Source organism: Frankia sp. AgB1.9 (assembly GCF_016786355.1).
Taxonomy (GTDB): domain Bacteria; phylum Actinomycetota; class Actinomycetes; order Frankiales; family Frankiaceae; genus Pseudofrankia.
Genome location: NZ_JADWYX010000004.1, coordinates 21,958 through 48,820, shown reverse-complemented (window position 1 = coordinate 48,820; position 26,863 = coordinate 21,958). Strand labels below are relative to the sequence as shown.

Genomic DNA, 26,863 nt, shown 5'->3' with positions numbered 1-26,863 from the left:
GCGCAGTGGCGTCGTCCCTCCGGCGGCACAGCCATGTCGACGGAGACCGGGACCCCACCACGATGACCAGCCCCACGGATACGCCCACCACCGCTGCCAGCGCCGACCATCCGCCGGCGTTCGCCCCGCTGCCGACGAAGGTCGACCTGCCCGCCTTCGAGCAGGAGACGCTCGACCGCTGGCGTGACACCCAGGTCTTCGAGCGCTCGCTGGCCGCGACCGCCGACGCGCCGCTGTGGGTGTTCTTCGAGGGCCCGCCGACCGCCAACGGCAAGCCGGGCGCCCACCACGTCGAGGCACGGGTGTTCAAGGACATCTTCCCGCGCTACCGGACGATGAAGGGCTACCACGTCCCCCGCCGCGCGGGCTGGGACTGCCACGGCCTTCCCGTCGAGCTCGCGGTCGAGAAGGAGCTGGGCTTCACCAGCAAGTCGGACATCGAGAAGTACGGCATCGCCGAGTTCAACGCCCGCTGCCGCGAGTCGGTGCTTCGCCACGTCGCCGACTTCTCCGCGATGACGGAGCGGATGGGCTACTGGGTCGACCTCGACGGCGCCTACCGGACGATGGACACGTCCTACATCGAGTCCGTCTGGTGGTCCCTGCGGCAGATCTTCGACAAGGGCCTGCTGGTCGAGGACTTCCGGGTCACCCCGTACTGCCCGCGCGACGAGACCCCGCTGTCCGACCACGAGGTCTCCCAGGGCTACAAGGACGTCGCCGACCCGTCGGTCTACGTCCGGTTCCCGGTCGTGGCCGGCACCGGGCCGGCGGGGTTCTTCACCGCCGAGCGCGACGCGAGGCTGCTCGTCTGGACGACGACCCCGTGGACGCTGGTCTCCAACACGGCCGTCGCGGCCCATCCGGACGTCACCTACGTCCTCGTGCGCACCGCCGCGGGGGAGCACCTCGTGGTCGCCGAGCCGCTCGTCGCCACGGCCCTCGGTGACGCTGCCGAGGGGGCCACGGTCGTCGACCGGCTGACCGGCGCCCAGCTCGCCGGAACCCGGTACCAGCGGCCGTTCGAGCTGCTCGACGCGGCCCGGTTCGAGCCCGGCGCCGACGGGGTCACCGGCCGGCTCGCCGCCGGCCGTGCCGCGGCGGCCCCGCACTCGGTGCTGCTCGCCGACTACGTCACCACCACCGACGGCACGGGTCTGGTCCATCAGGCGCCGGCGTTCGGCGCCGAGGACCTCGGGGTCTGCCGCGGCGTGGGCCTGCCGGTCGTCAACCCGATCGGCACCGACGGCCACTTCCTGGCCGACGTCCCGCTCGTCGGCGGGCAGTTCTTCAAGGACGCCGACGCGCCGCTGACCGCGGACCTCGACGCCCGCGGGCTGCTGTGGCGCGGCACCAGCTACGTGCACAGCTACCCGCACTGCTGGCGCTGCCACACGCCGTTGATCTACTACCCGCTGCCCAGCTGGTACATCCGCACGACGGCGATCCGTGACCGGCTGGTCGAGGAGAACGCGAAGACCGACTGGCACCCGGACCGGATCAGAACCGGCCGCTACGGCGAGTGGCTGCGCAACAACGTCGACTGGGCGCTGTCGCGCAACCGCTACTGGGGCACCCCGCTACCGATCTGGCGCTGCCAGGACGACCCGACCCACCTGACCTGCGTCGAGTCGCTGGCCGAGCTCTCGACGCTCACCGGCCGCGACCTGTCCGCCCTCGACCCGCACCGGCCCTTCGTCGACGACGTCACCCTGCCCTGCCGGCACGAGGGCTGCGGCGGCACGGCCAGCCGGGTGCCCGAGGTGATCGACGTCTGGTACGACAGCGGCGCGATGCCGTTCGCCCAGTGGGGCGCCCCGCACCGCAACCAGGACGAGTTCGCCAGCCACTACCCGGCGCAGTACATCTGCGAGGCGATCGACCAGACCCGCGGCTGGTTCTACACGATGATGGCCGTCGGCACGCTGGTCTTCGACCAGTCGAGCTACGAGACCGTGCTCTGCCTCGGCCTGCTGCTGGACGCCGACGGACGCAAGATGTCCAAGCACATCGGCAACGTCCTGGACCCGTTCGCGCTGTTCGAGCAGCACGGCGCGGACGCGGTCCGCTGGCTGATGCTCGCCGGCGGCTCGCCGTGGTCGGACCGCCGGGTCGGCCACGAGGCGATCGAGGACATCGTCCGCAAGGTCCTGCTGACCTACTGGAACACCGCGTCCTTCTTCTCCCTCTACGCCTCGGCCGCTGGCTGGGACCCGGCCGAGGCCCACGGCGCGCCGCCCGCTGACCGCCCGGTCCTCGACCGCTGGGCCCTCTCGGAGCTGGCCGCGACCGTCCGCGAGGTCGACGAGGCGCTGGAGAAGTTCGACACGCTGCGCGCCGGTCGACGCCTCTCCCAGTTCGTCGACGACCTGTCGAACTGGTACGTCCGCCGGTCGCGGCGGCGGTTCTGGGCCGGCGACCCGGACGCGCTGGACACCCTCTACCGCTGCCTGGACGGGGTCACCCGGGCGATGGCGCCGTTCGCGCCGTTCCTGACCGACTGGCTGTGGGCCCGGCTGTTCGCCCACACCCCCGGCTCGCCGGACTCGGTGCACCTGGCCTCCTGGCCCGAGCCGCCCGCGTCCTGGGTTGACGAGACGCTCTCCGAGCAGATGACGCTCGTCCGCCGGATCGTGGAGCTCGGCCGAGCCGCCAGGGCAGGCAGCGCGGTGCGGACCCGCCAGCCGCTGCCGCGGGCCGTTGTCGGCGGGGCCGCCTTCGAGTCGCTTCCCGCCGAGCTGCGGGCCCAGATCGCCGACGAGCTCAACGTCACGACCGTCGAGGGCGCGACCGCGGATGTCGTCGACGTCTCGGTCAAACCGAACTTCCGGGCGTTGGGCCGTCGGTTCGGCAAGCGGACGCCGGTCGTGGCGGGCGCCGTCGCCACCGCGGGGCTGCCCGTGGACGGGAAGCTCACGGTCGTGGTCGAGGGCGAGTCCATCGAGCTGTCCGGCGACGAACTGATCGTCACCGAGACGCCGCGCCAGGGCTGGGCGGTCACCTCCGAGTCCGGCCTGTCGGTCGCCCTCGACCTGGAGATCACCCCGGAGCTGGCCCGGGCCGGCCTCGCCCGCGACGTCGTCCGTGTCCTGCAGGACGCCCGCAAGAGCTCCGGCCTGGAGATCACCGACCGGGTCGACGTCTGGTGGTCGGCGTCCAAGTCCGCGACCGCGCTGGCGCTGCGCGAGCACGCGGCATCGGTCGCCGAGGAGGTCCTGGCCGTCAGCTTCGTCGAGGGCGATCTGCCGGCCGGCACCCACCACACCTCGGACGAGCTGGGCCTCAACTTCGCGCTGGGCAAAGCGGAACCGGCGGCCAGGTAGAGCCGGCTGCAGGCTGCCCGCGCGCGTCAATGCGGGCGGGCAGCCTGCGGGCCAGCTGTGGGTCGGTTGTCGGCAAACGCCTAGACGATGATCAACGGGAGCGTCGCATCAAGGAGCTGCAGGTCTTTCGGGTCTGACGTGATGACCGTCGCGTGCCGATGGCGGGCGAGTAGTGCCACGTGTCCGTCCACGACATCGCTGGTACCGCTCGCCGCGAGCAGTCGTCCGATGCTTCGCGCGGCATCTTCGGACAGAGGCTCGACGCGGACCGAGCGGGTCCCGCACGAGTCGGGTCAGCGAATGCTGCCGAGGCGAGCCACGCCAGACCTGCGCCAGCACTCCGGCCGGGAGGTACGTCGGCAGCTGGCCGGAGATGACCCTATCAACAATCTTGATCATCCGATGGTCCTGCCGTTCAAGCGCGATCAGCGCGCCCGAGTCGAGAACGACCGCCTTCATGCTGGGCCGGCGTTCTCACCAGCTTGGTCCTCGTCGAGCACTGATCGGGCCCACGCCTCGGTCTCCGGGTCGATGCCGCCGATAGCCGCGATCATCTCGTCGACCACCTCCCGGGCATCCCTCCAGTCAGGCTCCAGTTCGGCGAGCTTCACGAAGTAGGCCGAGACCGACGCGGCCCGGCCCTCTTCCATCGCGCGATGCGCCTTGGCGAGGAGCTCTTCTGGAACGCGGATCGTGACGCGCTTCAGTGCCATGGTCCGAGCGTAGGTCCTTTGCGGCGCATCCTCCGTGGTCTCCGTCTGAACGACCGGTCCGACCGTGGCTACCGCGGACATGGGCAACCTCCTTCTTTGGTGTACGCCCGCGCCTTCCGGCGGACGTGCTGTGGCGAGAGTCGGGCATGAGTGACGGCTACGTCACTGTCGTAGTCGACAGTAGCTGACCTGCGCACATGCGTGCAAATCGTTCGCCCCGCTCTCGCCCCGGCGTCCGACCACGATGAGCGGGCACGAGAGCGGGCCAAGGCGCGCGGATCCGCCCCTAACGGGCGTGAGGGTTGCGGTGGGGCAACCGGTGCTTCCGGTCGAGGTCCGGGCGGGAGATTATCTTCAGCGAGTACCTGGGCGATCAGTGACGATCGCGACGGGTGGTCACAGAGCGCCACGATCGGCCGTACTGTTTGGGGGACACCGGCGCGCCCGCGCGCCCGGCTCGCCGTGCCCCCGGGCGCGGCCGGGACGACCGAGACCGCGGTGTGCCCTGGGACGGGCGCCAGACGCGAGGAATGAGGAACTTTCGGTGAAGCTGGCGATGGGCACCCGGGAGGTCTTCGACGCGGAGAGCCTGCTCGAGGAATACCTGGGGCCGCGCAAGCGCGGGCTGCGTTACGCCTACCCGTACTACGACGGCCTGGTCACGAACGGTGACCCCGATCTGCTCTGCACCGGCGACCTGCTCGCCCCTGCCCTGCTCGGCGTCGGGGTGGACGTCGACCGGCTGCACACCCTGACCGCGCTGATGCCGCTGCTGCAGCGGGCGCTGGACAAGCTGCCGCCCGGTATCGAGCTGATCGAGGCCGACGACGTCACCCTCGACCTGGTCGCCGCCCTCTACGACCCGCTGGACGACCCCGACGTGTCCGACCGCGACGTCAAGGGATCGCTCATCGCCAAGGTCCTGCACCGTAAGCGTCCGGCGCTCGTCCCCCTGTTCGACTCGAAGGTCCGGATCTTCTACCAGCACGAGAACTGCGTGCCGGCGGCGCCGAAGGACGGCCGGTCCTGGCGGCAGTACATGGAGCTGCTGGTCCGTGCGATGCAGTTCGACCTGCGCGAGAACGCCGAGGAGTTCCAACGGCTGTCGAACCTGGTCCCGACCCCCGGCCCGGGGGTCAGCTCGCTGCGCATGCTCGACATCGTCGTGTGGATGAGCAGCGCGGTCTGAGCGCGGCGCAGCCCCGGCCGGCCTCGCGTGACTATCCGGACGCCGCCGCCCGTACGGAGTGGTCCCGGCGTCAGGGAGAATGGTCCGGTGCGTAGTTTCGCCGTTCGGGGTCTGACCCGCCGGCACCGGTCCGGGGACACGGTCGTGCTCGCCAACGACCACATCGATCTCGATGTCCCGGCCGGTGAGGTGTTCGGCATCCTGGGCCCCAACGGCGCCGGTAAGACGACGCTGGTGCGGCAGCTGATGGGCCTGCTGCGGCCCGACGAGGGCAGCGTCGAGCTCTTCGGGCACGACGTCGTCGCCCGGCCGGACCTGCCGGCCCGGCTGGTCGCCTATCTTGGCCAGAGCGACCTCGCCCTTGCCGAGCTGCCGGTCGCGACCGCGGTGGAGACCACCGGGCGGATGCGTGGCCTGTCGAAGGCCACGGCCCGCGCCGAGCGGGACGCGGTGCTCGACGAGCTGGACCTGGTCGGCGTCGCCGGCCGCCCCCTTGGCCGGCTGTCCGGCGGCCAGCGCCGGCTGGCGTGCGTCGCGACGGCGCTCGTCGGGTCCCGGCCCGTGCTGGTGCTCGACGAGCCGACGACCGGTCTCGACACGCGTAGCCGGCGCGCGGTCTGGACGGCGCTGCGGCGCCGCTGTGACGACGCGGGTGTGACGGTGGTGCTGATCACCCACAACGTGCTGGAGGCGGAGACGGTGCTCGACCGGGTGGCGGTGCTCGACGCCGGTCGGGTGATCGCCTGTGACACACCGGGCCGGCTGAAGGCGCTCGTCGACGCGGATGTCCGCCTCGAGCTCGCCTGGCGCGAGGAGCCGCCCGCCGCCGACCCGACGGTGTGCTGGCTGGGCGAGGGCGCGACCCGCTCCGGCCGTCGCTGGACCGTCCGGATGTCACCGGAGCGGGCCCGCGAGGCACTCGCCCTGCTCACCACCGGCCCCGCGTTCGCGGCCCTTGACGACTTCAGCCTGGCGACGCCGTCCCTGGAGGACGTCTACCTGTCGCTCGGCGGAACCTCCCGTGACCTGGAGCGGATGTGACCCAGACCTGTCCCGACGGGCCCGGACGGCAGGCCCGGTGACCATCGCTCCCGTCGCCGCCGACGGCACGCCGCCGACACCGACCAGCCTGGCCGCTGCCGCTGCCGCTGCCGTGCCCGTCGCCCCGGCGCGCGTCGCCCACACCGTCGTCCCCGCGGTGCCCGGACGTACCTCGTTCCCGGTCGCGTTCGTCGCCGTCTATCGCGGCCAGCTGTCCCGGGGCAAGGTCGCCCGGATGCCGCTGATGTTCGTCGCCGCGTTGCAGTCGGTCGGCATCCTGCTGTTGCTGCGCGGTGTAGTCGACATCGCCGACGTCGCCGTCGCCGCGCAGGCCGTCGCGGGATGCACGGTGCTGGTCGTCGCCTTCGTCGCGCTCAACCTGCTCGCCCAGCGGTTCGGTGCCCTGCGGGCGGCCGGCGCGCTCGACTACTACCTGACGCTGCCCGTCCCTGGCACGGCCGTCGTGCTAGGCACCGCGGCCTCCTACGCGACGTTCGCCGTTCCCGGGGTCGTCGTCACCGCCGTCACCGGCGCGCTGCTGTTCGACCTGCCGCTCGGCGGCCTCTGGGTGCTCGCCCCGGTCGCGCTGCTCGCCGGCGCGAGCCTCGCCGGGATCGGTGCCGCCGCCGGGCTGCTCGCGCCCCGCCCCGAGCTCGCGACGATCGCCGGCCAGCTTGGCATGAGCATCGTGCTGTTCCTCGGCATCATCCCGTCGAAGCACCTCCCCGGCATCGGCTGGCTGGTGCGTGACCTGCTGCCGAGCAGTTACGCCGTCGACGCCCTCACCGAGACGTTCCTGCCGTCGGTGCGCTGGGGCGTCGTCGCGCTCGACCTCGGCGTGTGCGCCCTGGTCGCCGTCGTCACCCTGGTCGCCGCGGCGGGGGCCCTGCGCCGGGCCGGCACGGCGTGAGCCGCCGGCACGAGCCCGCCCCGGTCACCGACGCGGGCGGGGGTACGGGCAGCGGCGGGGGCCCAGACGGCGGGCCTGGCCCGTCGGGCGGGGATGGCGGCCCTCGGCATGCCGCGCCGGGCCGTTTCCGGGCCCGGTTCCTCCCAGGCGAGCTGCCTGGCGGCGACCTGCGCGCGGGGCTTTTCTTCCTGCTGGGGCTGACGGCTGCCGGGCCCCTGCTCGGGCTGCTGTGGGCCGCCGTGGCGCCTCGGCTGGACGTGGCCGCCGGGATCAGCGGGAGCGAGACGGCGTTCACGGCGCAGGCCGACATCGACGCGACGTTCGGTTTCATCTGCCTGGGCGCCGGCGTCGTCGCCGGCGTGCTGGCCCGCTGGCGGGCCGCGGACGCCGGCTGGCCGGTGCCGGCGGCCCTCGCCGGCGGCGGGTTCGCCGGGTCGCTTCTCGCCGGCTGGATCGGCCATCTCGTCCGCTCGCCCGGCGTGCTGCGCCAGCTGCCGCCGCATGCCCCCGCGTACGTCGCAGGCCTCGTAGACGTCAAGGTCCGCGCAACCGGGCTGTACCTGGTGTTGCCGGTGACGGCTCTGCTGGTCCTGGCGTTCGCACTCTGGCTGCCGACCGCCATCCTCCGGCGCGCGAACGCTCCGGCCCCCGGGCCCGACGAGCAGCCAGCCCCGGACGAGGCGTTCGCCGCCGCGTCGGCGTTCCGGCCGGCCGTGCTGCCCCCCTCCGAGCCGTCCGGTGACGAGCGGGCCGCCGCCGCGCCGCCGCGGGTCGACGCCGCGACGCCGCCCAGCCAGCCGGCGGCCCCGGGACCAGGCGAGCCGGAGTAAGCCGCCGTCCGCTACGGACCGTGTCGGCGACCCCGCTCGCGGTCCGTAGTCGGATGTGCGCCCCTGGTGCGAATCGAGGGCTGGGTCGCGGCCGGCGTGGTCGCCCTGCGCGGCCGGTCGCCCCGGTGTCCGCCGAGCGACAGCGTCGCGGTCCGAGGTGCGGAAGGCTCACTGGACGCGGACTGTAAGGTTCCACTCAGTCCGGTTCACATCGGATGCCGACGGGTGGGAAATCCAGCGGATTTCTGACCCGGCGCGGACGTCCGAACCACCCGGCGGCTGCGACACGGCGCCCGGGCCCAGGCCCGTGACCCGGTCGCGGCCAGGCAGACGAGGACGCGGCGGGGAGGATCAGCGTGGTCACGCAGTTCGGTCGAGGGCAGAAGAGCCAGCTGTCCGCGATCACGCAGGGCACCGACCTTGTCATCGGCATCCAGCTCAACGCCCCGGGCACCAGCTGGGACATCTCCTGTTTCGGCCTGGACGGCAACGACCGGCTCTCCGACGACCGGTACTTCATCTTCTTCAACCAGCCGAAGTCGCCCGAGGGCTCGATCGAGCTGCTCGGCGCCCAGCAGGGCGACACTGCCGCGTTCCGGGTGAACCTGGGCGCCGTGCCGTCGTCGGTCGACAAGCTGTCGTTCTGCGCGGCGATCGACGGCGCCGGCAGCGCCCGGCAGATCGTCTCCGGCTACTTCCGGATCGTCGTCGGCGGCCAGGAGGTGATGCGCTACCCCTTCAGCGGGGCGGACTTCACCACCGAACGAGCCGTCATGATCGGCGACGTCTACCGCAAGGGTGTCTGGCGGGTCGCCGCCAACGGGCAGGGCTTCGCCGGCGGCCTCGCCGAGCTGATCCAGTCCTACGGCGGCGAGGTCGAGGCCGAGGCCCCCGCCGCCCCGCCGCCGGTCGCCCCGCCGGCCCCGGCCGGCGGGTTCGCGCCGCCACCCCCGGCTCCCGGCGGCTACGCCCCGCCACCCCCGCCGCCCCGCCCGGCGGCCCCGCCGCTGCCGCAGGCGGCGCCCCCCGCGGCTCCGATGGCCCCCGCGGCCGCCGGCCCGGCCGCGTCCGTGATCAGCCTGTACAAGGAACCGCCGCCGTCGCTGGCGCAGCCGGTCCCGCCGGGCGCGATGGCGAGCCTCACCCCGTACGCCGAGAACCAGGCGCCGGGCCGGTGGGTGCTGCAGAACCCCAGGCTGGTCAAGGTCCGGCTCGGCGAGGACGCGCTGGCGCTGCGTGGCGCGATGGTCGCCTACCAGGGCAACATCGAGTTCGACTACAAGAGCCGCGGCCTGCGCGGCATGCTCGAGGAGAAGCTCACCGGCCAGGGCGTGAAGCTGATGACCTGCAAGGGCCAGGGCGAGGTGTTCCTCGCCCAGGACGCGGCCGACCTGCACATCGTCGAGCTCGGTCCCAACCAGCAGCTGTGCGTCAACACCAAGAACGTGCTGGCCATGGACGCCACGGTGCGCAGCGAGGTCCGGCGGATCGAGAGCGCCGGTATCCCAGGCGGCGGCGTCTTCCATTTCGAGATGTCCGGCCCCGGCACGGTCGTCGTGATGACCAAGGGCACGCCGCTCACCCTGCCCGTCCAGGGACCGACCTTCGCGGACATCAACGCGCTCGTCTGCTGGACCGTCGGCCAACGCGTCAGCGTCTCCTCGCACGTCGGTATCTCGCGGCAGATCTACAGCTCCGAGAGCGGCGAGACGTTCAACATGCAGTTCCAGGCCATGGGCGGTGGCCATTTCATCGTCGTCCAGCCGTACGAGGTCTGACGGGAGCCGGTCGTGCAGGGACAACTGATCGATCACTACGGCCAGACCCCGGTCATGGACCGGATGAGCAAGCACGGGTCGAAGATCGCCAAGGTGGTGATGTGGCCCGGGTTCGACCTGTTCGCCCGGTCCGGCTCGATGATCGGCTACGAGGGCCTCATCGAGTTCGACCCGCAGCCGCCGCAAATCCGCAACATCGCCAAGAGCTGGGCGACCGGCGAGGGCGTGCCGCTGATGACGGCCAAGGGCCAGGGGCTGCTCTACCTCGCCGACTACGGCAAGGACGTCATCGTCCTGCAGCTCACCCCGAACGAGGCCGTGTCGGTCAACGGCAAGAACATCCTCGCCTTCGACGCCCACCTGCAGTGGGGCATCGAACGGGTCAAGGGCGTGTCGATGTTGTCCGGCATGGGCATGTTCAACGTGATGATCCGCAACAACACGCCCAACCCCGGCTGGGTCGCGATGACCTCGAAGGGCACCCCGATCATGCTGGACACCCGCGAGGCGCCGACGTTCGTCGACACCGACGCGCTGGTCGGCTACACCGAGGGGCTGCACATCGAGAAGCGGCGCACCGCAGGGATCGGCAGCATGCTCGGCCGCGGCTCGGGCGAGGCCTTCCAGCTGGGCTTCTCCGGCCAGGGCTTCGTCGTCGTCCAGCCCAGCGAGGACGCCCGCCCGCACTTCTCGCCACGCGGATGATCATGTTTTCGCTGGCTTCCCGCGGGTCGAGGCCCGCCGCCGATCCCGTCGTTGCGCTCCCGCGCCGGCCGTGCCCGGCTGCCGCTGGAAGGACGTCGTCATGAGCTACCCGCCGCCTCCGCAAGGCCCCGGCTACCCGCCGCCTCCCGGTCAGGGATTCCCGCCGCCGCCCGGCGGATACCCGCCGTCGCCGGGCGGCTATCCGCCGCCGCCCGGCGGTGGCTACCCGCAGGCCCCGGGCGGCTACCCGCCCCCCGGGCCCGGCGGCTTCCCGCCGCCGCCCGGTGCCCCCGGTGGCTTCCCGCCCGGTGGCCCGGGTGCCTTCCCGCCGGGAATGCCGCCCCCGCCTCCCGGCATGGGCCCAGGCGCCGGTGGCAACCAGAGCGCCGGCATCCGCAGCTCGCTGCTCGACAACCCCGAGGTCAGCTCATCCGAGCGGTTCACCCTGCAGAACGGCAAGATGCTCAAGGCCAACCTCGGCGCCCAGGGCATGCGCGAGTTCTACGCACGCGCCGGCGCGATGGTCGCCTACAAGGGCGGCGTCCACTTCGACGGCCAGTGGGAGGGCTGGGCCGGCCAGTGGAGCCACCTGTTCGGCGACGGCGAGACCCTGCACCTGATGAAGGTCCACGGCGCCGGCTCCGTCTTCCTGGCCAACCAGGCGCAGGACGTCTACCTCGTCGACCTCGACGGCCGGGACGGCTTCACGATCGACGGGCGCAACGTCCTCGCCTTCGACACCAGCCTGAGCTGGGAGATCGTCAAGATCCAGTCCCATGTCGGGATCGCGGGGGTCGGCGGCTACCAGATCGAGCTGACCGGCAGCGGCAAGCTCGCGATCTGCGTGACGGGCGCGCCGCTGGTCATGCGCGTCACGACCCAGAACTACTACTTCGCCGACGCGGACGCGGTCGTCGGCTGGTCGTCCGGCCTGCAGGTCTCGATGGAGGCGGCGGTGACGTCGAGCTCGGCCTGGAAGCCGCGCGGGAACACCGGCGAGGGCTGGCAGATGCAGTTCACCGGCGACGGCTTCGTCGTGATCCAGCCGAGCGAGCTCATGCCGCCGTACAACGCGCTCGCCGGCCGCAACCCCGGCGCCCAGCTGTTCGGCATGGGCCAGAGCGGCTTCGCCGGCAACCGGCTCGGCGGCCAGGGCAACCCGCACGGGAGCGGGCAGCCCGGTCATCTGCAGGGCCCGCCCGGACTCGGCGGCCTGTTCGGCCAGATGGGCCGCGGCTTCATCCAGTAGTGGCCGAAGGCGGCGACCGGCCCGCCGTCCCGTGATGTGCGCGAAACAGCACGTCGGGCGGGGTGCGGGCCGGTTACCGTCAGGCCATGCTTGCCGCGCTCCAGCTCGCGCTGGCCATCGCGCTGGAGATCGTGGCGACGACGGCGCTTCGTCAGTCCAACGGGTTCACCCGCCTGTGGCCGACGCTCCTGGTCGTCGTCTGCTACCCGGTGTGCTTCTACCTGCTGTCCCGGGCGCTGCGGACGATCTCGCTGGCCGTCGCCTACGCGATCTGGTCCGGCGCCGGCACGGCGGTCGTCGCGGCGATCGGCGTGTTCGCCTTCAAGGAGCAGATGAACACCCTGAAGGCCGCCGGCCTCGCGCTCATCGTGCTGGGCGTCATCGGCCTCCAGCTCGGCGGCACCAGCCGCTGACGGTTTCGCCGGCCCTTTTCGCGGGCGTCGACAGGGCAACCCTCGGCGGCCTGGACGCGTCGAACCCGGTGCGTGTTGCCTGTTCAGGCCGCGAACCGGCAACACGCCCCACGACTGCTAAGAGCCGGCCCGACCGGCGCCCGGGGTGATCAGACCCGTCTCGTAGGCGACGATGACGGCCTGGGCGCGGTCGCGGACCTGGAGCTTGGACAGGATGCGGGCGACGTGGGTCTTCACGGTCGCCTCGCTCAGCTGGAACCTCGCGGCGAGCTCGGCGTTGCTCAGCCCCTGGGCCAGGAACTCGAGGACCTCCAGCTCGCGGGGGGTCAGCGCGGACAGGTCCCGGTGCAGCCCGGCCGCCCCGCTGTCCCGCGAGGCGAAGCGCTCGACCAGGCGCCGGGTGATGGCGGGCGCCAGCAGCGCGTCACCCATCCGGACCAGGCGGACCGCGGCGACCAGGTGCTCGGGGCTGACGTCCTTGAGCAGGAAGCCGCTGGCGCCGGCGGTCAGCGCCGCGTAGACGTAGCGGTCGAGGTCGAACGTGGTGAGGATGATGACGCGGGGAGCGCCGGCCGCGTCGACCGGTCGGCCGCCGAGGATCCGCCGGGTGGCCTCCAGACCGTCCATCTCGGGCATCCGGATGTCCATCAGCACGACGTCCGGGCAGGTCCGGCGGACCGCGTCGACGGCCTGCCCGCCGTCCGCGGCCTCCGCGACGACGTCGATCCCGTCGGCGGCCAGGATCATCCGGAAGCCGGAGCGGACCAGCGCCTGGTCGTCCACGATGACCACCCGCGGTGGCGAGGTCATGCCGGTCCCACCGGGATCATCGCGCGCACCTGGTAGCCGCCGGCGTCGGCCTTCTCGGCCCGCAGCGTCCCTCCGTAGACGGCGAGCCGCTCGCGCAGCCCGATCAGGCCGCGCCCGCTGCCCGCATCGTCCCGCGCCGTGGCCAGCCCGCCGGTGTCGGTGACCTCGATGCTCACGGCGTCGTCCGTGTAGCCGATGGTGATCGCGACGCTGGCCCCGGCGGCGTGCTTGACCGTGTTGGTCAGCGCCTCCTGCACGACCCGGTAGGCGGCCAGATCGACACCGGGCGGCAGCGGCCGGGGCCGCCCGGCCAGGGTCAGCCGGACCGGAACCCCGGTGTCGCGGACGCGGCCCGCCAGCGCCTCGACCTGGCCCAGGCCCGGCTGCGGGGTAAGGTCGCCACCGCCCGCGGCGTCCGGGCCGTCGGTGGCCATCCCGTCGGTGGCAAGGGTGAGCAGGCCCATCACGTGGCGCAGCTCGGCCATCGCGGCCCGTCCGCCGGCCTCGACGGCCAGCAGCGCCTCCCTGGCGGCGTCGGGCGCCACGTCGATCACCTTGCGGGCCGCGCCGGCCTGAACGACCATCACGCTGACATTGTGGGTGACCACGTCGTGGAGCTCCCGCGCGATCCTGGAGCGCTCCCGCTCGACCGCGAGCCGGGTGGTCGCCTCCTGCCCCGCCTCCAGCCCCAGCGCCCGCTGTTTCCAGGTGTGGATCGCGTTGGCGGCCAGGCCGAGCGGAACCAGCACGAGAAAGGGCACGTAGACGCCCTTGATCGTCAGAATGCCGCGGAACGTGACCGGCGCGATCAGGAGCGCGCCCACGACCACCGCCGTCAGGGCGCCCGTCCGGTAGGGGCTGTAGCGCGCGGCGCTGTAACCGGCGATCAGGCAGGTCAACGACAGCGCCTCCGCGGCGACCGGGCTGTCGGCGCTCACGTGGAACGCCAGGATCGCCACGACCACGGCGCAGAAGGCCGCCAGCGGGTAGCGGCGGCGGACCAGCAGCGGCGCCGCGGTCAGCGCGGCCCCGACCGCCAGCGCCCAGTGGGTGCCGGCGTCCGTATGGGTCACGATGTCCACCGGAAGCTTGATCCCGGGAGGCGGCGCCGGCGTCGCGAAGGGGGCGAAAGGCGCGTCGGGCGCCGGCGGCGCGTGGGGCAGGACCATCACGGCCCCGTCCTCGCCGACGCGGTCTCGCCACGCGTAGAGGCCCGTCCCCACGGCCAGGACCGCGGCGAGGGTCATGTCGGCGAGCAAGGCCCAGGACGAGAGGTCGGGCCGGTCGCGGGTCGCCCGCGGCAGGCTCGTGGCCCAGGCGCGTACCCGCTCCGTGACCGCCTCCCGGGTGATCGGTCCACCAGGGGCCAACACCTCGGCCAGCCAGGGCCGCCGCGGCAGCGCTGACCGTGCGTCGGTCGTGTGGCGTCGACTCGCTACGCCGTCCCGTGGACGGTCTCCGATGGCTTCCCGGTGCACCGGTCCAGTGTGGCAACGCCAGGGACCTGGGACATCCACCTGGCGGTGCATCGCCGTACATCGCCCGCCTACCTCGCGGGGATGACACGCGGTTCGGATCATCCTGGCGTGGTAGCCGACTTCGCCATCGCGGGCGACGTAGCGGACCCGGTCACCCACCTAGCGTCGCCGTCGACCTTTCCGACCGGACCGTGGGGACGCGTGGGCGAAACGATGATCGAGATCCATGAGGTGAGCAAGCGATACGACGCCGGGCCGCCGGCCCTGGTCGACCTGTCGCTGAATGTGCGGGCCGGGGAGACGCTGGCCGTGCTCGGCCCGTCCGGCAGCGGCAAGTCGACGCTGCTGAACATCATCGCGGGGCTCGACCGCCCCAGCGCCGGCAGCGTCGTCGTCGACGGAGTCCGGGTCGACTCCCTGGGCGAGGCCGCCTCGGCACGGTACCGGCGAGCCAAGATCGGCCTGGTCTTCCAGTTCTTCAACCTGCTCGACGACCTGACCGTCGTCGACAACGTCCTGCTGCCGGCCCAGCTCGCCGGGATGCCGCGGGCGAAGGCTCGCGCCCGGGCGGGCGAGCTGCTCGACCATCTCGGCATCGACCGGCTGGCCCAGGCCTACCCCGGCCGGCTCTCCGGCGGCGAGCGGCAGCGGGTCGCTGTCGCTCGGGCGCTGGTGAACCGGCCGGCCCTGCTGCTGGCCGACGAGCCGACCGGCGCGCTGGACAGCGCCTCGGGCGCGCAGGTCACGGAACTGCTGATCCGGCTGCGCGAGGATGGCCAGACGATCCTGCTGGTCACCCACGACGTGGCGCTCGCGGAGGCGTGCGCGAGCCGGACCATCGAGCTGGTGGACGGCGCGATCACCCGGGATGCCACGGCGGTGGCCCGATGAGGGCTCGGCGCGGGGCGCTGGGCGCGGTGGTGCGGGCCGGGGTCGGCCGGCACCGGGTGCGGACCATCGTGCTGACCCTGACCGTGCTCCTGGCCGTGGCCGCCTCCGTGCTCGCCACCGGTCTGCTCGTCGCGTCGAACGCGCCGTTCGACCATGCCTTCGCCGGGCAGCACGGGGCACAGCTGACCGCCCAGTTCGACGGGACGAAGGTCACCGCCGCGCGGCTCGCCGCCACCGCGCGGGCGCCGGGGGTGACAGCCGCGGCCGGGCCCTTCCCGACCACGTCGGCCCGGCCGCGCACCACCGCCGGGAGCGTCGGCGTTCCCGCGGGAATCGACCTGCAGCCGCTGACCGTCGTCGGTCGAGCGGACCGGGGTGGCCCGGTTGACGACGTGACGCTGCTGCAGGGGCGATGGGCCACCGGCAGCGGGCAGATCGTGCTGGCCTCCGACGCGGGAGGTGCTCCCGTGCAGCTCGGCGACTCGCTGCTGTTCCCTGGACGATCCGGAAGTCAGACGGTGACGGTGGTCGGCATCGCCCGGTCGGTGAGCCATACCGCCGACGCCTGGGTCGTCCCGGCGCAGCTGCCGGCCCTGACCGCCACCGGCACGACGGCGGGCTTCGAGATGCTCTACCGATTCCGCGCCGCCGGTACGGACGCCGAGGTGGCGGCCGGCCGGGCCTCGATCGCGGCCGCGGTGCCCGCCGGGTCGATGACGGGCACGCAGTCCTACCTCGCGGTCAGGCAGCGCGCGAACTCCAGCACCGCGGCCTTCGTGCCGTTCGTCGCCGCCTTCGGCATCCTCGGGCTCGTGATGTCGGCTCTGATCATCGGCATCGTCGTCAGCGGCGCCGTCGGCGCGGCCATCGGGCGGATCGGCGTCCTGAAGGCGCTGGGCTTCACCCCGGCGCAGGTCGTGCGCGCCTATCTCGGGCAGGCGCTGATCCCCGCGTCGGCGGGCGTCGTGCTCGGCGCGGTCGGCGGGAACCTGCTGGCGGTGCCGGTGCTGCGCGAGCAGGCGAACGCCTACGGCGGCATCGCCCCGTCGATCCCGCTCTGGGTCGACCTCGCCGTGGCGGCGGCGGCCCTCGGGGTCGTCGGCGCCGCCGCCCTGGCGCCCGCGCTGCGGGCCGGGCGGCTGCGGGCCGTCGAGGCGATCAGCGTTGGACGGGCCGTCCGCACCACCCGCGGGCGCCTGGCGCAGCGGCTGGTCGGCCGGTCGCGGCTGCCGCGCGCGGTGGCCCTCGGCCTTGCCCAGCCCTTCTCTCGTCCCGCCCGCTCGTCGGTGCTGGTCGCCGCGATCGGCTTCGGCGCGATCGGCGTGACGTTCGCGGTCGGGCTGGGGCTCTCGCTGAACGACATCCAGGCGGCGCGCAACCGCGACTCACTCGGCGCCGTCGTCGTCTATGCGGCCGGTCCCGCGCGGGGTCCCGGGGCGGGGAAGGTTCCGCAGCCATTGGACGCGCAGACCTCGGTCCAGCCCGACCCGGGCGCGGTCGCCGCCGCGATCAGAGCTCAGCCAGGGACTCGCCGCTTCTACAGCGTCAGCGAGACCGAGGTGAGCGTCTCCGGTCTCACCGGGGCGACCACGGCCGTCGCCTACCAGGGCGACTCCTCCTGGGCGACCTACCAGATGATCTCGGGGAGCTGGTTCAGCCGGCCAGGGGAGGTCGTCGTCGGTACCCGGTTCCTCCATGCCGCGGGCGTGAAGGTCGGCGACAGCGTCACGGTTCTCGACCAGGGCCACAGCGTCAGCCTCCGGATCGTCGGCGAGGCCCTCGACCTCCATCACGACGGAATGACCCTGCTGACCGAGAGCGACTCCCTGGCCGGGCTCGGCGACGACCTTTCGCCCACGGAGTTCCACGTCGACCTCAAGCCCGGCAGCAACCTGGCCGGGTATCTCGCCAAACTGGGCCCCGCGGTCGCGGCCAGCGGTGGCGACGCCGAGGCCAACCTCACCAATGCCTCTTCGGTGATCGCGACGATGGAGGCGCTGATCGGCACGCTTACCGTGGCGCTCACGGTCGTGGCGGCGCTGGGGGTGCTCAACACGGTCGTCCTCGATACCAGGGAACGCGTCCACGACCTCGGCGTCTTCAAGGCGTTGGGCATGACGCCCCGCCAGACCGTGGGCATGGTGATCGCGTCGGTCTCGGGCCTCGGCCTGGTCGCGGGCCTGGTCGGCGTGCCCGCGGGAATCGCGCTGCACCACCTGATCGTCCCGTTGATGGGCCACTCGGTCGGCACCGGGATTCCGCACGCGGACGTCGCGGTCTTCGACGGGCCGATGCTGGTGCCGCTGGCCCTGGGCGGGCTGGTCATCGCGGTGGCCGGCGCCATGCTCCCCGCCGTCTGGGCGGCGCGGACCCGGGCCGTGACAGCGCTGCGTTCCGAGTAGCCCGGCCGGTCCTCGGGGATCCGGTCCGCCCGGCCTTGGCGGGCGGACCGGATCCCCAGGACATCCTCGGTCGTAGGGTGCGGAACATGCCTGACGTTGCGCTCTCCGTGCGCGAGTTCGTGGCCGTGACATCGAGGACGTACCCGGTCCTGACCGTCGACGCCGATCAGTGGCACGAGGTCGGCTATTTCTTCGACCCGATCGAAAACGTCTACGGCTACTACGAGATCGACCGCAAGGACCAGCAGGATTCGGTCGAACGCTTTTCCAGCGCCGAGGCGTTCCTCGCCGCGCGCGGCGCGGACGAAGGGGTCGCCTCCTGGGTCGCCTCGTTCCGGCTCTGTCTGGAGTTCGGCGAGCGCTTCGTCTACTACCCCGCGACCCGAATGGTGCGGCGATTCCCGGTGGCCGCGTCGACCGAGCTGACCGCCCAGGAGGGACTGGCGGAACTCGAGGGCCGGCCGCTTTCATGGCTGCGCGAGCAGCTCGCCTGACCTTTCGCGGGGTCGTCTCCGCTCGCGCGGTCGGCACTCGACACGGGGTCGTGTCATCGCCTGACCGGAGTCCTGCCGTTCATGCCGAAGTGAGGCGAGCACACCTCGGTGGTCGACTGAAGGTCCGCGTGCCATACGCAGATCCACATGGTGGATCCCCCGACCGGGATGAAGTTCGTCTTCTTGGCGCCCCACGACGCGGAGAAGGTGTAGGCCGAGGCATCGCTGCGGAACAGCTCGGCGACGCAGGACTGGGTGAGCGAGGTGTTGAGCACTCCCGCGAGCGCGCCGGAGCCGTTGTCGTCCAGCCACGCCGAACAGGTCGCGTCGTTGCCCACCCAGTAGGTGTCCGCCTCGGAGCCCGGAACCTGGGTCGTGTCGTCGCCGCCGTTGATTCCGTCGATCGAATAGGCGGTCGGGACGACGCCGGCGTTCGTCGTCGCGGCGCTCAAGGTGGTGATCATGCCGGGACTGCTGGGTGGGATGGTCGCGTCGACGGAGCGGATCGGCGTCGCCGACGGGGACCGCGGCGTCCCGGCCGCCGGCCCGGTGTCGGGCAGGACCGTGGTGGCCTTCTGCGCCTCGGGAGGTCGAGGAGAGCTCCCGGGGGACAAGGACGGCGCGAGGACTGCCGCCGCGACCACCAGGACGAGCACGACGCCCCCGACGATCCAGGCACCGCGTTCCCGCCGACGACGCCGCCGCCTTCTGGCCCGCGCGCCGGAAGGCTGATCCGCGGGCGGCTTCTCACCGGAACCGTCCGCCGAAGGCGCTTCGCCACCCCGGGGGATCTCGGTCAAAAGCCCGGACGTCTCGGGCGCAGACCCGCCCGAGGCGGACGGGTCGGGAGAGGCGGTCGGGACTGGGGAGCCCTCCCCGGATTCCCACGGCGGGAGTCGGGGCCCCGCCGAGAAGGGCGGTTCGCCGAGCCTGGCCGGCGGTTGGGATGGGACCAACGTCGCCGACCCGGTCCTCGTCATGCTCAGTGGGCGAGGTGCGAGATCCTCCGGGGTAGCGGGTTCCGCCCGCCCGACCAGGGCGACGGCCGCGCGGTCCGCAGGACGCTCGGTGGCGGCACGAACCACGTCATCGAGGTGCAGCGGCATCGGCCCGAGCGCGGCCCATCCGACGCCGAACACCGTGGTGGCCGCCGTCGCGAGTTCGAGCGCGAACGTGGCGGCGTCCGGAGGGCGGTCGCCGGGTGACTTGGCCAGCAGACGCGACACCACCTCGGCCAGTGGAGCGGCGACACCGTCCATCGGCGGTGGCTGCCTGGTCAGCTGGTGGCTCAGCAGCGCGAGCAGCGGAAGCTTCGGGTCGAACGGCAGCCGACCGGTGAACAGCCTGTAAAGGACGATCCCCAGCGCGTACAGATCGGTCCACGGCCCGAGCTGGCCGCCCTCGATCTGTTCCGGCGCCATGTAGGCCGGCGTGCCGGCGACGCCGCTCGAGGTCGTCCCCACCCCCTCCATCAGCTTGGCCACGCCGAAGTCGGTGACCTTGAGCGTGCCGTCACTGGCGAACATGACGTTCTCGGCCTTGATATCGCGGTGCAGCACCTTGTGCCGGTGCGCGTGCTCAAGTGCCGCGGCGATCGCCAACGCCACCGCGCAGATCTGCTCGGGGCTCAGCACCGCCCGTTGGCCGGTCAGGGTGCCCCCGGCCAGCAGTTCCATCACGACCAGGCTTAGGCCGTGGTCCTCGACGTAGTCGTAGACCCGCACGATATGCGGATGGTCCAGCCTGGCCAGCACCCGAGCCTCGGCGGCGAAACTTGCCGCGGTACTTGTGGTCTCCATCACCTTGATAGCCACCGGCCGGCCCAGCTGACGATGCGTCCCCGCCAACACCAGGCCGAATGCCCCGGACCCAAGCTTCTCACCCAGCACATAGCCAGGTAGCGCCTGCGTCACCCGCCCCCGGTCGACGATCACCAATCGTCCCGCAAGCTCTGTCGCCTCACATCGTCTCCACTGGGCGCGATCGGGTTCGAGTCTAGTGGGCCATCCTGAGGAGCCCCGGGCTTATCCGTCCCGTGAATGGCGGACAGCGGTCGCGCAATGGGCCGCGGCGACGGACGGCCACCTCACCCGTCGAGCGACCGGCCGCGCGCGAGGAGCTGAGCCGCATGATCGGCCAATAGTCGAACTTCGGTCTGGGTGTCCGTGCCGTCGACGATGAACTCGAGTGCTCCGGCATCGGTGTAGTAGCGGTAGATCAACGCTTCAAGCTCGTCAGCGGTGGCATCCGTCAGCCCTGCGCGGGCCGCGAGCTCCAGGATGTCGCGTGCGTCTTTGCGTCGTTGGGCAATCAGCTTCGTGGCGAGGAGGAACTCGTCGGTGGCGTACGTGATGTGGAGGCCCGGTTCGGTCACCGGCGCCAGCGCATCCTCGGGCACTGGTGGCATCCACATGCTTGCGCGGCCATTGAGCCAGTTCCGCGGGAGTCCGATCTCGGTTGCCAACCCGCGGGCCTCGTGCAGGACGATTTCGTCGCGAGTGATCGCGTCGATATCCTCGGTCTGTCGTAGATACTGGCGTGATCTGACCGCGATCGCTGCGCCGCCTACGATGAAGACCGTCGCGGAGGCGCCTCGCGCGCGGAGGCGTTCGTCGAGCTTTGCGAGCAGGTCGGTTATCTCGGCTGCTGTGAACTCATAGCCGCCGCTCACGCGGTAACCAGATCGCGGGCGGGAACGAACACGTTGAGTTCCTTCAGGAACTCTGGCGTCTTGGCTATGACTTCGACATGGGTGAGAAACGGATGACGGGGAATCCACGCCTCCGGCAGGCGCTTGGGACGACACCAGACGGGCGCCTCGATGCCAGCCGCGTCGAACTCCCGGCGCGTCAGAACCGCGAGCAAGGTGTCGAATGCGGCGCTCCCGGTGCTCGGAGGCACCGCCTCCCAGCTGGAGACTGCGGCGTCGCCATCCTCGAGGAGCATACGTAGGTGGTCGCGGCCTTGGAGCAGCATCCGCCAGGCCCAGTCCTCGTCCTCCGCGTCACGAATGATCTTAGCCGTGACTGGCGCTGACATCACGCGCGTCCGCCGCGCCGCGGCGAGTCCCTCGGCTATGCGGCGAGCGCGGAAGCAGAACGCGGCTGTCGGCCTTGTCCTGCCGGAGCGGTAGGTGGAGAACCTCGAAGCGGAGGTGGCGAGCGCGGCGGCGAACTCCGCCTGTGTCAGACCGCTGTCCGCCAAGGCGCGGTCCAGCCAGGCCATGACTTCGCGCGTGTCACGATCCAGCTCCACGCGGCGCCTCCCAATCCCTTGTTATCCAATCAGACAATCTCTGTGGATTGCTGTCAAGCGTCGGTGCCGAGTGCCGCCCCACCGCGCCGTCGCTGGCTAGCGCGGCCCCCCGACAAGGCTGGCCTCGTGCCGAGACCAGCAAGATCGCTGTTCCGCCCTCGCGTGGCTGTAATCGCGGCGTTTTTGTGACCATGCGAGGACCAGAACGGCGATCAAGCCAGCGGGCCGACCTCGCGGGGCTCGGAACTTGGACATCATCGACAGGCCGGCGTCTGGCAACGCTCGGTACCCTCCGCGTCGTATCGCCTGACATAGGCCAATGCCGCGCAGGCACCGAGGTGTCGCCCGACGGGTGCGAGGTCAGGTAGTAGCGCGCCGGTGGGGCCGGTCCGGTCCGTCGGCCGGCGGCGCGGTGTCATGTCGGGCCGCGGCGGAATGGGGCGTTCTGTCCGCCTCGGGCTCCGCTCGAATGCCTGCCCACAGGCTGTCGCGGGCCCGCGTGATGGCCACGTACAGCGCCCGGCGCTCCAGCTGGGTGCGCTCGTTGTACGCCTCGATGGACTCGGCGGGGCGGCGTGGTTCTGGAAAGCGATTGCGGTCCGGGACGCACACGTGGCCGAAGTCGAGGCTCTTGGCCCGGTGGTAAGTGCCGATCTTGACCGCCTCGCTGCCGCTGCCGTCATAGTCCAGCAGCGAGACCACGGGAATGCCGCGCCGTGCCAGCGCCCGCGACCAGGAGGCGGCGGCGGCGTTCGTCGGGACCAGGACCGCCATGTCCCGGTACCGGACCTGCCCGGCGGCGTGCAGCTGAACGAGGTGGTCGCCGAGCGCCTTCTCCTGGGCTGCCGGCGAGGTGACAGCGACCTCGTACACATCTCCGCCGGGCTGGTCGACGTCGACCGCGCGGCTGCCGCTCTCCTGGACGCCGTCGAGGTCGTCGAAACTGTCCTCGGCGACGACCGCCTGCGCGTACCGCACGATTCGTTCGCGGTTGCGATAGTTGCGCGTGAGCACCGTGGAGCGACCGACGACGGAGACGCCGGCCTCAGCCAGCGTGAAACCGCCCGGGTAGATGGACTGTTGCCCGTCGCCGACGACGAGCAGGCCGTCCGGCCGGTCACCGACGAACGCGTGCAGCAGCCGCAGGCCGGCGCAGGTGAGGTCCTGAACCTCGTCGACGATCACCGCGTCGTATCGGGCCTCGGTGTTCGCCCGCACCAGCTCGGTGGCGAGTAGCAGCGCGTCGTCCCGGTCGAGGATCCCGCGTTCCGCCCGCAGCAGCTCGTAGGTCTCATACAGGTCCCAGACCGCTCGGCGGTGCCCGGCGAGCAGCGGGGTGCGGCGGCCGATGCGCGCCAGCTTGGCGTACTGATCGAACGTGGTGAGCCCGCGGCCCTTGATGACGGTGCCGATCTCGTCCTTCCAGTATCGCGGCGCGAGGCCCAGCCCGGGTAGGACTGAGCCTTTCCCGACCTGCGCCCAGGCGCGCCAGAAGCAGGTCTCAGCGGCCTCCGGCTGGTGGCGCTGCGCGAGGCCGTGTTCGCGCAGGCAGCGGGTGGCGACGGCGTGAACGGTGGCGAACTCGACCCGGTCCACCTGGTCGGGGGCCATTCTGGTCATCAGCTGGCGGTAGACCGGTCCGAGCGTGCGCACCAGCGACGTGAACAGGACACGGTCGCCGCGCGCGGCCAGGTACTTGGCGCGGTGCAGGGCGACCACTGTCTTGCCGGTGCCGGCGGAGCCGCGAATCCGGGCTGGTCCGGAGAACCTGCGGCCCGGCAGCCGGGCCTGCGTCGGGTGCAGCCAGGTCATCCAGGACTCGATCGGCTCTCGGGCGGCGGCGTCGAGCAGTTCCTGCCAAAGCTCCTCTCGGGTCATCAACGGCTCCTGCGCCGGCTGCCCGCGGCGCGGCGCGGGCGCGACCTCGACCTCGATCGACGGCGTCCAGCCCGTCACTGTCGCTGTCGCGGGCTCTGGCTCTGGTCTCGGTGTGGTGCGCCTCGCCTCGACCCGATTCGGGTGGACCGTGGGCGTCACCGGCCGTGGCGTGGCCGCCGTCCGAGGCCGAGCGGGCTGGGGCGCCATGGCCTGCGCACGCGGCATCGGCGGGCAGCCCTGCTCCAGCCGGCTCAGCAGGCGCTCCACGATCTCCGGCTCCAGGCGGGCACCACGGGGGACGACCTCGCGAACCAGGTCGTCCTCGCCGATCACGAGCACCCGGTCGAGGGTCGCCCTGATGTTGCGCCGACCGGCGAGAACGAGCAGTGGAACCACCTCGGTCGGTGGCAGGCCCGCTTCGGCCAGCACCTCCTCCACGGCGACCGTCTGCCTGACCAGCTTGCCCAGTTCGTCGTCCGCGTCGGCGTCGCCCCGCCACAGCCGTCCGTCGCGGACGCTCGCCTCCCGCCAGTTCTTCACGTCGATGACGAAGACTCCGCCGGGCCCGACCAGGATCACGTCGATGTTCGCGCGGCGGCTTCCGGGCCACTGCCGGTCCGGGAGGACATGCCATCCCGCGTCGTCCATCCCGACCAGCACGCGCGTCACGTTCTGCTCGCCCCGCCCGCCGGCCGTCCAGTTCCCGTGATGACGACGGAGCTGCTTCAGGAGGTCGTTGAGCTGCAGAATCTGGCGCTGAATTCCGTCGATCTCTTCGGCGAGCTCGGCCGCCTTGGCCAGGGCCGATGGTTGCGGTAGGTAATCGCCGCTTTCCGCCGAAGGAATTACTGACCTGTGGCCACTCGACTCGGCGGATCGACTGACACGCGATCCGGTCGCGGCCACGTCACCCCCTCGCATCGAGCCATCAGAATCATAGGGCGGTGCCGTTGGGCGAATCCGGGTTTCTGGTCATCAGGCCAGATTCAACGTGCTAGGCCGACGGGACCGTCGGTAAGTTAGCCAGGGCCCCTTCCGCGAATATCGACTCCTCATTCGTTCGTGTGTTCGAATTCGAGATGGCGGCGGCAGGCGTTCGACCTTGGTCGTCATCGCAGCAAATGGTCGCTTTCGCGGCCTGCCCGAGACAGCTCCTGGGCTGGCCGCGGACGCCGGCAGCACCACGACGCGAGGTCGCAGGGTCGGGAGACGGCACGTCAGGCCGCGTTCTTCCACCCGACGCGGATCCGCGGCGCGGCGAAAGCGGAGGCCGCCTGGCTCTCCCATCTGCGAAGATTGGGCCATGGACGAGACGCGCGCCGCGACGGCGACACGCGAGGCCGTCGACGTGCTCCGTCAGGCGGGTGCCCGGTTCGCCTACCTGCACGGCAGCTATGCCGTTGGGCGCCAGCAGTCGGACTCTGACATCGACATCGCCGCCTACTTCGGCGGACCGGTGCCGCCGAACTCGTTCGACATACTCCTCCCGACCGGAGTCGACCTCCTCGTCCTCGACAAGGCACCGCTCGAACTGGCCGGCAGGGTCGCGGCCGCTGGGCGGCTCCTCTTCGAGGAGGACCGGGCCGCGCGGGTCCACTGGGAGGCGATGACGAGAAAGATCTACTTCGATGAACTCCCGCGGATCACGCGCGCGCACCGCGAGTTCGTCGCTGCCCTGCTGGGCAGGAGCGCCTAGCCGATGGTCGACGAGGCCCGGGTGCAACGCCTGCTTCGCGCGATCACCGATGACCTGTCTGTTCTCGGCCGAGAGTCGGACGCCGATGACGGCCGCCGAGCAGACCCGATCTGGCTACGAGGTGTCAAGTACACCTTCGTGACCGCGATCGAGGCCTGCGTCGACGTCGCGCAGCACATCTGCGCGACGCAGGGCTGGGGACCACCGGCGGACAACGGCGACTCGATCCGGCTCCTCGGTGACCACGGAGCTCTGGCGCCGCAGCTTGCGCGGTCGCTCCGCAAGGCAGTCGGCTTCAGAAATGTCCTCGTCCACGACTACATCCAGGTCGACGACGATATCGTCATTGGCCGGCTGAAAGACCTCGGCGACCTCGAGGAATTCGTTCGGGCAATTGCGCGCTACGTATCTGGCGTGGAGGGGTAAATCTTCTCGGATACAGGATTCTGTATTCGGCGTGGACTTTCCCGTCGGGCCCGATGGGGGGCGGGTCAGCTGGGGGAAGCGTCGGCGTAGCGGCGTGCGGCGGCGAGGGCGGCGCGCAGGGTGGCCGCGTCGACCGGAACTCCCGCGTCGCCACCGGCGCCGCCTGGGCCGAAGTAGACGCCTCCGTAGGCGGCGGTGTCGCGCTGGAACCGCCAGCCTTCGGCGAGAGGGCCCGCGTCGACGGTGTCGTAGCCGAGGTCGTCGAGGAACGCGGTGACGGTCGCCTTCGCGCCGGCGTCGTCGCCGGCGATCGCGAGCGACGAGCGGTCGGCTGCCTGGGCCGGTCGGGCGAGCGACAGCAGGTGCTTGAAGTAGATGTTGTTGAAGATCTTGACGACCTTCGAGTCGGGCAGGTGTGCCTGCAGAAGTTCGCTGTTCGTCGTGCTCTCGTCGTCAAGCTCGGCGATCTGCCCGTCGCGCTGGGGGTAGTAGTTGTTGGTGTCGAGCACGATCTTGCCGGCGAGCGGCTGCACCGGCACGCTCCGGTATGCCCGCAGCGGAATGGTCACGACCACCAGGTCCCCGGCCTCGGCCGCCCCCGTCGGCGTCGAGGCCCGCGCCTTGGGGCCGAGTTCCGCCGCCAGCTCGGCCAGGGTCTCGGGCGCGCGCGAGTTGCTCAGCACCACGTCGTAGCCGGCCGTCACCGCGAGGCGCGCCACGGTCGAGCCGATGCTTCCGCTTCCGATGAGTCCGATCGTCGTCATGCGAGGGCCAACCCACGGCGGGAGCCGCGACATTCCCCAGCGACACGTACCCGTCACGGTGCGGTGACCGTTCGCCGGGCGACCGTGCCTCCCCGCGCCGGGGATCAAACAGGCCCGAAGCGGAGGATGAACCAGTCGGCGACCTCACAAGCGACCTTCTGAAGATCCAACGCCTTCACCATGCCGACGCCCTCGTTGAGACCGTGGGCGATCCGGTTCCGCCGGTCAACCAGCGCAGCCAGTTCTCGACGAAGCCGCCCGTCGTCCGCGTCGAGCAGCGTGCCCAGCTCCTCGCGCAGGTCCTGGTCGAAACGGCCGGCCAGGGTCTCCAACGCTGCAGGAGTCGGGTTCTGCGTCCGATCTAGCCAGCCAAGTGAGAAGTTCCTGACGTGACCGTAGGACAGCCTCTTCGTGTAGGCCCGGAAAGTCTCGGCCACGGTCTGTTCCAGGTATCCGCAGCTCCGGATGACCAGCAGGCGCGCGAGCCAGGCGACGACTTCCTGGCTGTCTGAGGTCCGTGCCTGCTCCTGCATAAGGACCGACAACTCGGACAGCCGGTCGAGGATGATTCGTGTTTCGACTGGGGGCCAAATTTCGGCACGTTCTCGCCTGCTCATG

Annotated in this window: 23 protein-coding genes; 14 read left to right on the top strand and 9 right to left on the bottom strand. The window is 71.5% G+C overall.

Features of this window, described 5'->3' with window-relative positions:
• The first annotated feature begins 62 nt into the window (after positions 1–62).
• The gene (gene ileS / locus I6A60_RS02540; RefSeq protein WP_203020506.1) at positions 63–3,323 is read left to right on the top strand and encodes an isoleucine--tRNA ligase; all 3,261 of its coding nucleotides are present in this window, start codon (positions 63–65) and stop codon (positions 3,321–3,323) included.
• 455 nt (positions 3,324–3,778) lie between these two features.
• Here ileS and I6A60_RS02535 read toward each other — a convergent pair whose 3' ends face one another.
• A complete protein-coding gene (locus tag I6A60_RS02535) occupies positions 3,779–4,117 on the bottom strand; it encodes a hypothetical protein (protein ID WP_203020504.1) in 339 nt (112 codons plus the stop codon).
• 463 nt (positions 4,118–4,580) lie between these two features.
• Here I6A60_RS02535 and I6A60_RS02530 point away from each other — a divergent pair, with 463 nt between their 5' ends.
• The 8 genes from I6A60_RS02530 to I6A60_RS02495 all read left to right on the top strand — a co-directional run bounded on the left by I6A60_RS02530 (position 4,581) and on the right by I6A60_RS02495 (position 12,151).
• Entirely contained in the window at positions 4,581–5,225 is a 645-nt protein-coding gene (locus I6A60_RS02530; protein ID WP_203020502.1) for a DUF6308 family protein, read from the top strand.
• 87 nt (positions 5,226–5,312) lie between these two features.
• On the top strand, positions 5,313–6,266 hold the full coding sequence (locus tag I6A60_RS02525) for an ABC transporter ATP-binding protein (RefSeq protein WP_203020500.1): 954 nt from the start codon (positions 5,313–5,315) through the stop codon (positions 6,264–6,266).
• A gap of 37 nt (positions 6,267–6,303) precedes the next feature.
• Positions 6,304–7,176 (top strand): ABC transporter permease, encoded by an 873-nt coding sequence (locus I6A60_RS02520; protein WP_203020498.1) that lies wholly within the window; start codon positions 6,304–6,306, stop codon positions 7,174–7,176.
• On the top strand, positions 7,173–8,006 hold the full coding sequence (locus I6A60_RS02515) for a hypothetical protein (protein ID WP_203020496.1): 834 nt from the start codon (positions 7,173–7,175) through the stop codon (positions 8,004–8,006). The genes I6A60_RS02520 and I6A60_RS02515 overlap by 4 nt, the downstream gene beginning before the upstream one ends.
• Positions 8,007–8,362: 356 nt before the next feature.
• A complete protein-coding gene (locus I6A60_RS02510; protein ID WP_203042626.1) occupies positions 8,363–9,784 on the top strand; it encodes a TerD family protein in 1,422 nt (473 codons plus the stop codon).
• 12 nt (positions 9,785–9,796) lie between these two features.
• Positions 9,797–10,489: an AIM24 family protein gene (locus I6A60_RS02505; protein WP_203023697.1), complete on the top strand. Its 693-nt coding sequence runs from the start codon at positions 9,797–9,799 to the stop codon at positions 10,487–10,489.
• A gap of 100 nt (positions 10,490–10,589) precedes the next feature.
• A complete protein-coding gene (locus I6A60_RS02500) occupies positions 10,590–11,738 on the top strand; it encodes an AIM24 family protein (RefSeq protein ID WP_203023696.1) in 1,149 nt (382 codons plus the stop codon).
• 86 nt (positions 11,739–11,824) lie between these two features.
• Positions 11,825–12,151, top strand: coding sequence for a multidrug efflux SMR transporter (locus I6A60_RS02495; protein WP_203023695.1), 327 nt, complete (start codon positions 11,825–11,827; stop codon positions 12,149–12,151).
• 117 nt (positions 12,152–12,268) lie between these two features.
• On the opposite strand, the gene I6A60_RS02490 is transcribed toward I6A60_RS02495, so the two are convergent.
• Entirely contained in the window at positions 12,269–12,961 is a 693-nt protein-coding gene (locus I6A60_RS02490; protein WP_203023694.1) for a response regulator transcription factor, read from the bottom strand.
• Positions 12,958–14,439, bottom strand: coding sequence for a histidine kinase (locus I6A60_RS02485; RefSeq protein ID WP_307838668.1), 1,482 nt, complete (start codon positions 14,437–14,439; stop codon positions 12,958–12,960). Before I6A60_RS02485 ends, I6A60_RS02490 begins: the two co-directional genes overlap by 4 nt.
• Before the next feature lie 213 nt (positions 14,440–14,652).
• On the opposite strand from I6A60_RS02485, the gene I6A60_RS02480 reads away from it, so the two are divergent.
• The 3 genes from I6A60_RS02480 (at position 14,653) to I6A60_RS02470 (ending at position 18,226) form a co-directional block, all read left to right on the top strand.
• Positions 14,653–15,330: an ABC transporter ATP-binding protein gene (locus I6A60_RS02480; RefSeq protein WP_203023699.1), complete on the top strand. Its 678-nt coding sequence runs from the start codon at positions 14,653–14,655 to the stop codon at positions 15,328–15,330.
• A complete protein-coding gene (locus tag I6A60_RS02475) occupies positions 15,327–17,732 on the top strand; it encodes an ABC transporter permease (protein ID WP_203023693.1) in 2,406 nt (801 codons plus the stop codon). The genes I6A60_RS02480 and I6A60_RS02475 overlap by 4 nt, the downstream gene beginning before the upstream one ends.
• Before the next feature lie 86 nt (positions 17,733–17,818).
• Positions 17,819–18,226 (top strand): hypothetical protein, encoded by a 408-nt coding sequence (locus tag I6A60_RS02470; RefSeq protein WP_203016665.1) that lies wholly within the window; start codon positions 17,819–17,821, stop codon positions 18,224–18,226.
• A gap of 53 nt (positions 18,227–18,279) precedes the next feature.
• Here I6A60_RS02470 and I6A60_RS02465 read toward each other — a convergent pair whose 3' ends face one another.
• The 4 genes from I6A60_RS02465 to I6A60_RS02450 all read right to left on the bottom strand — a co-directional run bounded on the left by I6A60_RS02465 (position 18,280) and on the right by I6A60_RS02450 (position 24,205).
• On the bottom strand, positions 18,280–20,160 hold the full coding sequence (locus I6A60_RS02465; RefSeq protein WP_203016673.1) for a serine/threonine-protein kinase: 1,881 nt from the start codon (positions 20,158–20,160) through the stop codon (positions 18,280–18,282).
• A gap of 152 nt (positions 20,161–20,312) precedes the next feature.
• Positions 20,313–20,897 carry a DUF6036 family nucleotidyltransferase gene (locus tag I6A60_RS02460; RefSeq protein WP_203016675.1) on the bottom strand — a complete coding sequence of 195 codons (585 nt, stop codon included), beginning with the start codon at positions 20,895–20,897 and terminating at the stop codon, positions 20,313–20,315.
• A complete protein-coding gene (locus I6A60_RS02455) occupies positions 20,894–21,481 on the bottom strand; it encodes a helix-turn-helix transcriptional regulator (protein ID WP_307838666.1) in 588 nt (195 codons plus the stop codon). Before I6A60_RS02455 ends, I6A60_RS02460 begins: the two co-directional genes overlap by 4 nt.
• Before the next feature lie 360 nt (positions 21,482–21,841).
• Complete coding sequence (locus tag I6A60_RS02450; protein ID WP_374113415.1) at positions 21,842–24,205, bottom strand: UvrD-helicase domain-containing protein; 2,364 nt, start codon at positions 24,203–24,205, stop codon at positions 21,842–21,844.
• A 457-nt stretch (positions 24,206–24,662) separates the two neighbouring features.
• Between I6A60_RS02450 and I6A60_RS02445 the strand changes: the two genes are divergently transcribed.
• Both I6A60_RS02445 and I6A60_RS02440 read left to right on the top strand, forming a co-directional pair.
• Positions 24,663–25,055 (top strand): nucleotidyltransferase domain-containing protein, encoded by a 393-nt coding sequence (locus I6A60_RS02445; RefSeq protein WP_203016679.1) that lies wholly within the window; start codon positions 24,663–24,665, stop codon positions 25,053–25,055.
• A 3-nt stretch (positions 25,056–25,058) separates the two neighbouring features.
• Positions 25,059–25,481, top strand: a complete 423-nt coding sequence (locus tag I6A60_RS02440; RefSeq protein ID WP_203016682.1) for a DUF86 domain-containing protein — start codon at positions 25,059–25,061, stop codon at positions 25,479–25,481.
• A gap of 65 nt (positions 25,482–25,546) precedes the next feature.
• Here I6A60_RS02440 and I6A60_RS02435 read toward each other — a convergent pair whose 3' ends face one another.
• Together I6A60_RS02435 and I6A60_RS02430 are read right to left on the bottom strand one after the other, a co-directional pair.
• The gene (locus tag I6A60_RS02435) at positions 25,547–26,245 is read right to left on the bottom strand and encodes an NADPH-dependent F420 reductase (RefSeq protein ID WP_203016684.1); all 699 of its coding nucleotides are present in this window, start codon (positions 26,243–26,245) and stop codon (positions 25,547–25,549) included.
• Between the two features lie 104 nt (positions 26,246–26,349).
• The gene (locus I6A60_RS02430) at positions 26,350–26,862 is read right to left on the bottom strand and encodes a HEPN domain-containing protein (RefSeq protein ID WP_203016686.1); all 513 of its coding nucleotides are present in this window, start codon (positions 26,860–26,862) and stop codon (positions 26,350–26,352) included.
• Between the last annotated feature and the right edge of the window lies 1 nt (position 26,863).

Excerpts from the sequence above, each read along its gene's own strand:
- I6A60_RS02435 (WP_203016684.1), bottom strand. The coding sequence starts at position 26,245 with ATGACGACGATCGGACTCATCGGAAGCGGAAGCATCGGCTCGACCGTG.
- I6A60_RS02470 (WP_203016665.1), top strand. The coding sequence starts at position 17,819 with ATGCCTGACGTTGCGCTCTCCGTGCGCGAGTTCGTGGCCGTGACATCG.
- I6A60_RS02495 (WP_203023695.1), top strand. The coding sequence starts at position 11,825 with ATGCTTGCCGCGCTCCAGCTCGCGCTGGCCATCGCGCTGGAGATCGTG.
- I6A60_RS02500 (WP_203023696.1), top strand. The coding sequence starts at position 10,590 with ATGAGCTACCCGCCGCCTCCGCAAGGCCCCGGCTACCCGCCGCCTCCC.
- I6A60_RS02440 (WP_203016682.1), top strand. The coding sequence starts at position 25,059 with ATGGTCGACGAGGCCCGGGTGCAACGCCTGCTTCGCGCGATCACCGAT.
- I6A60_RS02480 (WP_203023699.1), top strand. The coding sequence starts at position 14,653 with ATGATCGAGATCCATGAGGTGAGCAAGCGATACGACGCCGGGCCGCCG.
- I6A60_RS02430 (WP_203016686.1), bottom strand. The coding sequence starts at position 26,862 with ATGAGCAGGCGAGAACGTGCCGAAATTTGGCCCCCAGTCGAAACACGA.
- I6A60_RS02535 (WP_203020504.1), bottom strand. The coding sequence starts at position 4,117 with ATGTCCGCGGTAGCCACGGTCGGACCGGTCGTTCAGACGGAGACCACG.
- I6A60_RS02490 (WP_203023694.1), bottom strand. The coding sequence starts at position 12,961 with ATGACCTCGCCACCGCGGGTGGTCATCGTGGACGACCAGGCGCTGGTC.
- ileS (WP_203020506.1), top strand. The coding sequence starts at position 63 with ATGACCAGCCCCACGGATACGCCCACCACCGCTGCCAGCGCCGACCAT.
- I6A60_RS02445 (WP_203016679.1), top strand. The coding sequence starts at position 24,663 with ATGGACGAGACGCGCGCCGCGACGGCGACACGCGAGGCCGTCGACGTG.
- I6A60_RS02475 (WP_203023693.1), top strand. The coding sequence starts at position 15,327 with ATGAGGGCTCGGCGCGGGGCGCTGGGCGCGGTGGTGCGGGCCGGGGTC.